This is a genomic window from Saliniramus sp., assembly GCF_035311605.1.
Taxonomy (GTDB): domain Bacteria; phylum Pseudomonadota; class Alphaproteobacteria; order Rhizobiales; family Beijerinckiaceae; genus Saliniramus.
Genome location: NZ_DATGCW010000197.1, coordinates 1 through 6,015, shown reverse-complemented (window position 1 = coordinate 6,015; position 6,015 = coordinate 1). Strand labels below are relative to the sequence as shown.

Annotated in this window: 8 protein-coding genes and 1 tRNA gene; 7 read left to right on the top strand and 2 right to left on the bottom strand. The window is 63.6% G+C overall.

Annotated elements, in window-relative coordinates; translation table 11 throughout:
• Nucleotides 1–255 precede the first annotated feature (255 nt).
• From VKP01_RS09125 to VKP01_RS09115, 3 genes are read left to right on the top strand one after another with little or no spacing between them, the layout of a single operon-like run.
• Nucleotides 256–693: a hypothetical protein gene (locus VKP01_RS09125; RefSeq protein WP_324411836.1), complete on the top strand. Its 438-nt coding sequence runs from the start codon at nt 256–258 to the stop codon at nt 691–693.
• A complete protein-coding gene (locus VKP01_RS09120; protein WP_324411835.1) occupies nt 665–1,069 on the top strand; it encodes a helix-turn-helix transcriptional regulator in 405 nt (134 codons plus the stop codon). The genes VKP01_RS09125 and VKP01_RS09120 overlap by 29 nt, the downstream gene beginning before the upstream one ends.
• Entirely contained in the window at nt 1,066–1,512 is a 447-nt protein-coding gene (locus VKP01_RS09115) for a DUF6941 family protein (protein WP_324411834.1), read from the top strand. Before VKP01_RS09120 ends, VKP01_RS09115 begins: the two co-directional genes overlap by 4 nt.
• A gap of 90 nt (nt 1,513–1,602) precedes the next feature.
• Here VKP01_RS09115 and VKP01_RS09110 read toward each other — a convergent pair whose 3' ends face one another.
• A complete protein-coding gene (locus VKP01_RS09110) occupies nt 1,603–2,526 on the bottom strand; it encodes a helix-turn-helix transcriptional regulator (protein WP_324411833.1) in 924 nt (307 codons plus the stop codon).
• A 144-nt stretch (nt 2,527–2,670) separates the two neighbouring features.
• Here VKP01_RS09110 and VKP01_RS09105 point away from each other — a divergent pair, with 144 nt between their 5' ends.
• Genes VKP01_RS09105 through VKP01_RS09095 form a run of 3 tightly spaced genes read left to right on the top strand, consistent with a single transcriptional unit; the run spans nt 2,671 to nt 4,896 of the window.
• Nucleotides 2,671–3,309: an ABC transporter permease gene (locus VKP01_RS09105; RefSeq protein ID WP_324411838.1), complete on the top strand. Its 639-nt coding sequence runs from the start codon at nt 2,671–2,673 to the stop codon at nt 3,307–3,309.
• Complete coding sequence (locus VKP01_RS09100) at nt 3,306–4,037, top strand: phosphate ABC transporter ATP-binding protein (protein ID WP_324411832.1); 732 nt, start codon at nt 3,306–3,308, stop codon at nt 4,035–4,037. The genes VKP01_RS09105 and VKP01_RS09100 overlap by 4 nt, the downstream gene beginning before the upstream one ends.
• Before the next feature lie 19 nt (nt 4,038–4,056).
• The gene (locus VKP01_RS09095) at nt 4,057–4,896 is read left to right on the top strand and encodes a substrate-binding domain-containing protein (protein ID WP_414706556.1); all 840 of its coding nucleotides are present in this window, start codon (nt 4,057–4,059) and stop codon (nt 4,894–4,896) included.
• A gap of 22 nt (nt 4,897–4,918) precedes the next feature.
• On the opposite strand, the gene VKP01_RS09090 is transcribed toward VKP01_RS09095, so the two are convergent.
• Nucleotides 4,919–4,994: transfer RNA gene (locus tag VKP01_RS09090), tRNA-Ile, on the bottom strand.
• A gap of 146 nt (nt 4,995–5,140) precedes the next feature.
• Here VKP01_RS09090 and chrA point away from each other — a divergent pair.
• A partial coding sequence (gene chrA / locus VKP01_RS09085; RefSeq protein ID WP_324411831.1) for a chromate efflux transporter occupies nt 5,141–6,015 on the top strand: 875 nt, incomplete at its 3' end.

Here is a 6,015-nt window from a genome sequence, read left to right as displayed (position 1 = left end):
CACCCACGGGCTTGGTGTCCCTGAGGGGCGTCGGCCTCACGCTCGCCACCGCCACCGGCACTATACCAGTGTCGGTGCGATGAGAGTTACAAGGGGCGCGCCGTGGAGGCACCAGCACCATCCTGAAAGCGTATCATTGCTCAGAAACAATTTTTGATTCAAATTATACTCCGTTGATCGACGGAGAAATTGACATATATAGCAATTTCAGAGACAGGGATATCGGAGTCCGATCTCCGGTCGATCAGCATCCGGTTGGGCGACAAGGAGGAAACATGGCGTACCATTCATGCCTCTCGCGCGCTTCAGGCTTTTTTGGCTGACATTCAGGTGAATGACCCACCGACAAAGTGGGAAGCCGATCTGACACCAAATGAGCAGTTATATGAACTGTTTCGCGTCTTCATAACTGGCGAAGCTCTGAGAACCGGCGAACAATTTCACGTCATGAGACCGACAGATGAGGCCGTGCGGGAACTCAAGACACCGGATTTGCGCATTTTCGGCTGGTTCATCGCGAAGGACCAATTCGCTGGCATATTCGGGGACTGGGCCGACAGCATAAAGGAACATCGCCTCTATGCCGGATACCGTGACGAGATAACCCGGCGGCGCCTAAAATGCGGTGCCGATGACACGTGTTGTGTATGGGAGACTGAGGAAAATGCAGTCATTTCAATTCGAAATCGATGAGCAGAGCGCATGTGCAGCGCGCTTCATCAGCCGCGTACGGCGTGAACTCGTCGATGCCTTCCTCACCGAAAAAAACGAACGCGGCCTGACGCAAAACGAGATTGCAGTGCGCCTTGGCGTCAATGCTTCGATGATCAGCCGGCAACTGTCCGGCGAAGCGAATCTGACGCTCCGCTCCGTTGCAGAGCTGGCGTGGGCGATGGGCTATGGCGATATCGCTTTCAAGCTGGAGACGGCCGAAAGGGATGGTCGGCGTAACTATGCATCCGGTCCCCAGCATGCCGTGTCGTTCGGCGACCTCGGCGTGATCGGCGCCAAAGAAACCACGACTGCTTCCAACGGGCCTACGACATTTCTGCAAGGCCATACCGAATGACGATCAAAGGCTTCGTGACATTCTGCGACGATATCAGGCAGGAGCTCGGCGGGAAGATTACGCTTGTCGGCTGTTACACCGGTGAGATGACCGTCCATGGCCAGGCCCCTGCGACGCTTGCGAAGCTCGGGCTTCAAACGAAACTTGTTTTTCCTGCCGAAATTGCGCCGCGAAAGATCGATGTCAGGATTGATTTCGTGCCAGGCGAAAAAACCCTGTTCGAGGCCACGCTGGATATTCCGGAAGGCGAACATCAAAAGGCTCTCGACCGGGTTGAACCCGATGGCACAGGCGACGAACCACAATTCACACTCACGCAGTATACAATCCTGTCGCCGCTGGAAATACCTGGCGAAGGCCGCATTCGTGTCAGGGTCTTTGTCAACGGCGAAACCGTCAAGCTGGGCTCACTGCGAATCCGCTTCAACACACCCGCCACTTGAATCTTCGGCACGTGGACGAGACTACCGCAGGCATGGTCGGAACGAATCGCTTCAGCCCTTCCCGGAAACCCGGCGATCATTTCCGTCAGACTACCCGTTCCAGCGCACCGCCCCGCATTGTGCGATGTCGTAGCCGCCCAGATAGTCAGCCCGTCGGGCGAATTCCGTTGTTGCGGCGAATGCCATGAGCGCCTGGACCGGCGGCTCGAAATAGTCGCGCCGCGCCATGACCAGATCAAAACATTCGTCATTCAGCAACGGCAGGAAATGGAGCGCGCCTGCCGCAGCCTGCAGGCCTAGTCCGCAATCCGCGTCGCCGGTGGCGATCATCGCAGCGAGATCGGCATGGGTCTCGACAGGGTTCTGCGCGACGACCAGCGCATCGCGGCTCACCCCGCACCGTGCCAGCAGCATCTCCAGCAACAATTGCGATCCCGCCCCCTGCCCACGCAGGGAAAAACGGCATCCGCGCCGGACGGCGTCTTCCAGCCCCGTGATCCCGAGTGGATTTCCCGGCGCCGTGATCAGGCCCTGCACCCGCTTCGCCCAATGGATGACCACATGGGACCCGCCAGGCAGGTGGCTTCTGACAGCCGGAATGTTCCAGGTGTCGGAAGAAGGATCGACGAGATGGCAACCCGCCAGAAGAGCGCGCCCGCCTGCGAGTTCCTCCAGCCCCTGTGTCGAGCCGGCGACGCGTACCGCGAGCCCCGATCCCGATTGCCGTAGGGCCCATTCGAGCAGCGGATCGTTCGAACCCGCATAAATCGGTGGAGGCGGGGCGATTCCGGTTTGCGGCAGCTCCGTCTGCGCTTCGAGCCAGGCATCGACGAGCCGCTTGGGGAAGAGGAGCTTGCCGGTGGCGCGCGTGAAGGGGATGGTCTGGCGCGAGACCATCTCGTAGATCGTGCGTTCCTTGACGCGCAGATAATCAGCCACCTCCGTCGTCGTCATCAGCGATGACGGAATCACGGATTTCGATCCGGGCTTCTCGTCAGTTGATACCAGCTGCATTATCACGCAATATCCTGCATCAATTACATTGTTGCTATCTAATTTGTTTTTTGCTCTGATTTCAAGACCGAATGCAGGACTTCCCGATTGAGCGGCCCCTTCACGACAGCCTTTGCGCTGATCACCTCCGGCGATCCGGCCCTGATGCAGATCATCGGGCTATCTCTGCGCGTGACGCTCACCGCCGTGCTGATCGCCTGCCTGATTGGATTGCCGCTCGGCGCCGGTCTCGCGCTCGCCCGGTTTCCGGGGCGCTCGCTGGCGATCATCCTGTTCAATGCGCTGATGGGCCTGCCGCCCGTGGTCGCGGGCCTCGTCGTCTATCTCCTGCTCTCGCGCTCGGGGCCGCTCGGGTCGCTCGCGCTTCTGTTCACGCCTGCCGCGATGATCATCGCCCAGACGGTCCTGATCCTGCCGATCGTGATCTCGCTGACGCGCTCCGTCGTCGAGGATCTCTGGGGGGAGTATCGCGAGCAGCTGCGCTCGCTGGGCGCCAGCCGTCTGCGGGCGGTGCCGACGCTGCTCTGGGATGGCCGCGTCAGCCTCCTCACCGGCGTGCTCGCGGGCTTCGGGCGGGCGAGCGCGGAAGTCGGAGCCGTCCTGATCGTGGGCGGCAACATTGCCGGCCATACCCGCACCATGACGACTGCGATCACATTGGAGACGTCGCGCGGCGAACTCGGCCTCGCTGTGGCGCTCGGCATCATTCTGCTCACCCTGACGCTCAGTCTGAACGCGCTCGCCTGGGGCGCCGGGCAATGGGCGAAGGGGAGGCTCGGATGAAGCGCGCGAGCGACCTGTACCCCACGATCCTGCCGCTGCGGCTCGAAGATGCAGGCTTCGCCGTGGCCGGGGCGACGCTGCTGGAGGAGATTTCGCTCGCCATTCCCGCCGGGCGGCGTCTGATCGTGATGGGGGCGAACGGCGCCGGCAAGAGCCTGTTGCTGCGGCTCTGCCATGGTCTGATCGAGCCGACATCCGGACGGCGGATCTGGGCGAACGGTGAGGCGCGCCCGCAGGCACAGGCGATGGTATTTCAGCGTCCCGTCCTGCTCCGGCGTTCGGTCGCGGCCAATCTCGCCTATCCCTTGCGGCTGCGCGGTATGGGTCGCGCCGCCTGCCGGGAAATGGCCGGGGAGACGCTGGAGCGGTTCGGGCTCTCAGCGCTCGCGGATCGCCCTGCCCGTCTGCTCTCCGGGGGCGAACAACAGCGCCTCGCCCTCGCCCGGGCCTGGACCATGCGCCCGCAGATCCTCTTTCTCGACGAGCCGACCTCGGCGCTCGATCCCTCCGCGACGCGCACCATCGAGGAGATGATCGAGACATTCGGTGCGGAGGGCATCACCATCGTGATGAGCACCCACAATCTCGGCCAGGCCCGGCGCCTCGCAGATGACGTCGCCTTCCTGCATCGGGGGCGGCTGATCGAGCATGGCCCGGCCGACATGTTCTTCGAGGGGCCTGACGCCCCGGAAGCGCACGCCTTCCTGGCGGGCGACCTGATCTGGTAAGACCAATCTGGAGGAAACAATGACGACCAACCGACGCAATCTGCTTCTTGGCTCCGTGACGGGCCTTGCATCCGGCATTGCCATGCTGGTGGCGCTGCCGCTTGCCACCCCCGCACAGGCCCAGGACTTCATCACCGTGGCCTCGACCACCTCGACCGAGAATTCCGGCCTGTTCGATCATATCCTGCCGCTTTTCCAGGAAGAGACCGGGATCGAGGTCCGTGTCGTCGCACAAGGCACCGGGCAGGCGCTCGAGACCGGACGACGGGGCGACGCGGATGTCGTCTTCGTCCATGCCCGTGCGCTCGAGGACGCCTTCGTCGCCGAGGGCTATGGCGTGGAGCGCTTCGACGTGATGTATAACGACTTCGTCATCGTCGGTCCGGGCGAGGATCCCGCCGGGCTGGCCGGCGCGGATGATGCGGCCTCGGCCATGGCCGCAATCGCCGAGGCCGAGGCGCCCTTCGCCTCGCGCGGGGACGACAGCGGCACGCATGTGGCGGAGATGAATCTGTGGGAGGCCGCCGGCGTCGCACCGGAGGGTCAATGGTATCTCTCGACCGGCTCCGGCATGGGCGCGACCCTGAACACCGCCGCCCAGGTGCCCGCCTATGCCCTGACCGATCGCGCCACCTGGCTCTCATTCGCCAATCGCGGCCCGCTCGAAATCGCCTTCGAGGGCGATCCGGTGCTGTTCAACCCCTACGGAATCATTCTCGTCAATCCCGAGCGCCATCCGCACGTCAAGGCCGAACAGGGACAGGCCTTCATCGACTGGGTGGTCTCGCAGGCCGGGCAGGAGGCGATCGCAGGTTACACCGTGGCAGGGGAACAGCTGTTCTTCCCCAACGCCGAATAAGGTCCGCTGGCTGGCCTGGGGATGGTGGGCCCGGCTGGACTCGAACCAGCAACCAGACCGTTATGAGCGGCCGGCTCTAACCATTGAGCTACGGGCCCTGCGCCTCAGGCGGGGAATCGCGGTTGTGACCGCTCATGGGAGATAGCGGAATTCGGCATGGAAAATCAATCGCTGAAGTTGCACTCCTGTCATGGTCGGGTCGTAAACCGCCACTTGGACCCGAAGGCGGCACAAGGGATATGCGATGAAGGACGAGAAAGCGGCGACCGCCTCGGCGCAGGTGACCGGTACCAGAGGGAGCGGATCGGGAAACGTCGGCGAAGTCTTCGCCGCCTTCGGAAAGCTGGGGCTTACAGCGTTCGGGGGGCCGATCGCGCATCTGGGTTATTTCCGCGATGAATTCGTCACACGCCGCAAGTGGCTCGACGAGAAGGGCTATGCCGATCTCGTGGCACTCAGCCAGTTCCTGCCCGGCCCGGCATCGAGCCAGGTCGGTTTCGCGCTCGGGCTGATGCGTGCTGGCCCGGCGGGCGCGGCGGCGGCCTTTCTCGCTTTTACCCTGCCCTCGGCGCTGATCATGATCGCCTTCGCCTATGGCGCCTTCGCCTTTGCGGGGCCTGTCGGCAGCGGGATTATCGACGGGTTGAAGATCGTCGCGGTCGCTATCATCGCGCATGCGGTCTGGGGCATGGCGCGCCAGCTCTGCCCAGATCGCACCCGCGCCGGTATCGCGCTCGGCGCGGTTCTGATCGCACTCATCCCGGCGGGTGCCTATATGCAGGTGCTCGCCATCGCCGCCGGCGCCACCCTCGGGCTCGCCTTGTGCCGCGAGGCACGCAGCGAGACCGGCAGCGCCCTCCCCTTCGCCGTGTCGCGCGCCACGGGTTGTGCCTGCCTCGCCGCTTTCGCGATCCTGCCGATCGGCCTGCCGCTCGTGAGCGCTGGGGGCGCTCCGCAGGGGATCGCGCTGTTCGATGCCTTCTACCGCGCCGGCGCGCTCGTCTTCGGCGGCGGCCATGTCGTGCTGCCGCTGCTCGAGGCGGAAACCGTCCGTACCGGCTGGATTGACGCCGATACCTTCCTCGCCGGATACGGTGCAGCACAGGCCCTGCCCGGCCC

What these genes read in the sequence shown, in the direction of transcription:
- VKP01_RS09100 (WP_324411832.1), top strand. Translation starts at nt 3,306, where the DNA reads ATGAAGCGCGCGAGCGACCTGTACCCCACGATCCTGCCGCTGCGGCTC.
- VKP01_RS09120 (WP_324411835.1), top strand. Translation starts at nt 665, where the DNA reads ATGCAGTCATTTCAATTCGAAATCGATGAGCAGAGCGCATGTGCAGCG.
- VKP01_RS09115 (WP_324411834.1), top strand. Translation starts at nt 1,066, where the DNA reads ATGACGATCAAAGGCTTCGTGACATTCTGCGACGATATCAGGCAGGAG.
- VKP01_RS09110 (WP_324411833.1), bottom strand. Translation starts at nt 2,526, where the DNA reads ATGCAGCTGGTATCAACTGACGAGAAGCCCGGATCGAAATCCGTGATT.
- VKP01_RS09095 (WP_414706556.1), top strand. Translation starts at nt 4,057, where the DNA reads ATGACGACCAACCGACGCAATCTGCTTCTTGGCTCCGTGACGGGCCTT.
- VKP01_RS09105 (WP_324411838.1), top strand. Translation starts at nt 2,671, where the DNA reads ATGCAGATCATCGGGCTATCTCTGCGCGTGACGCTCACCGCCGTGCTG.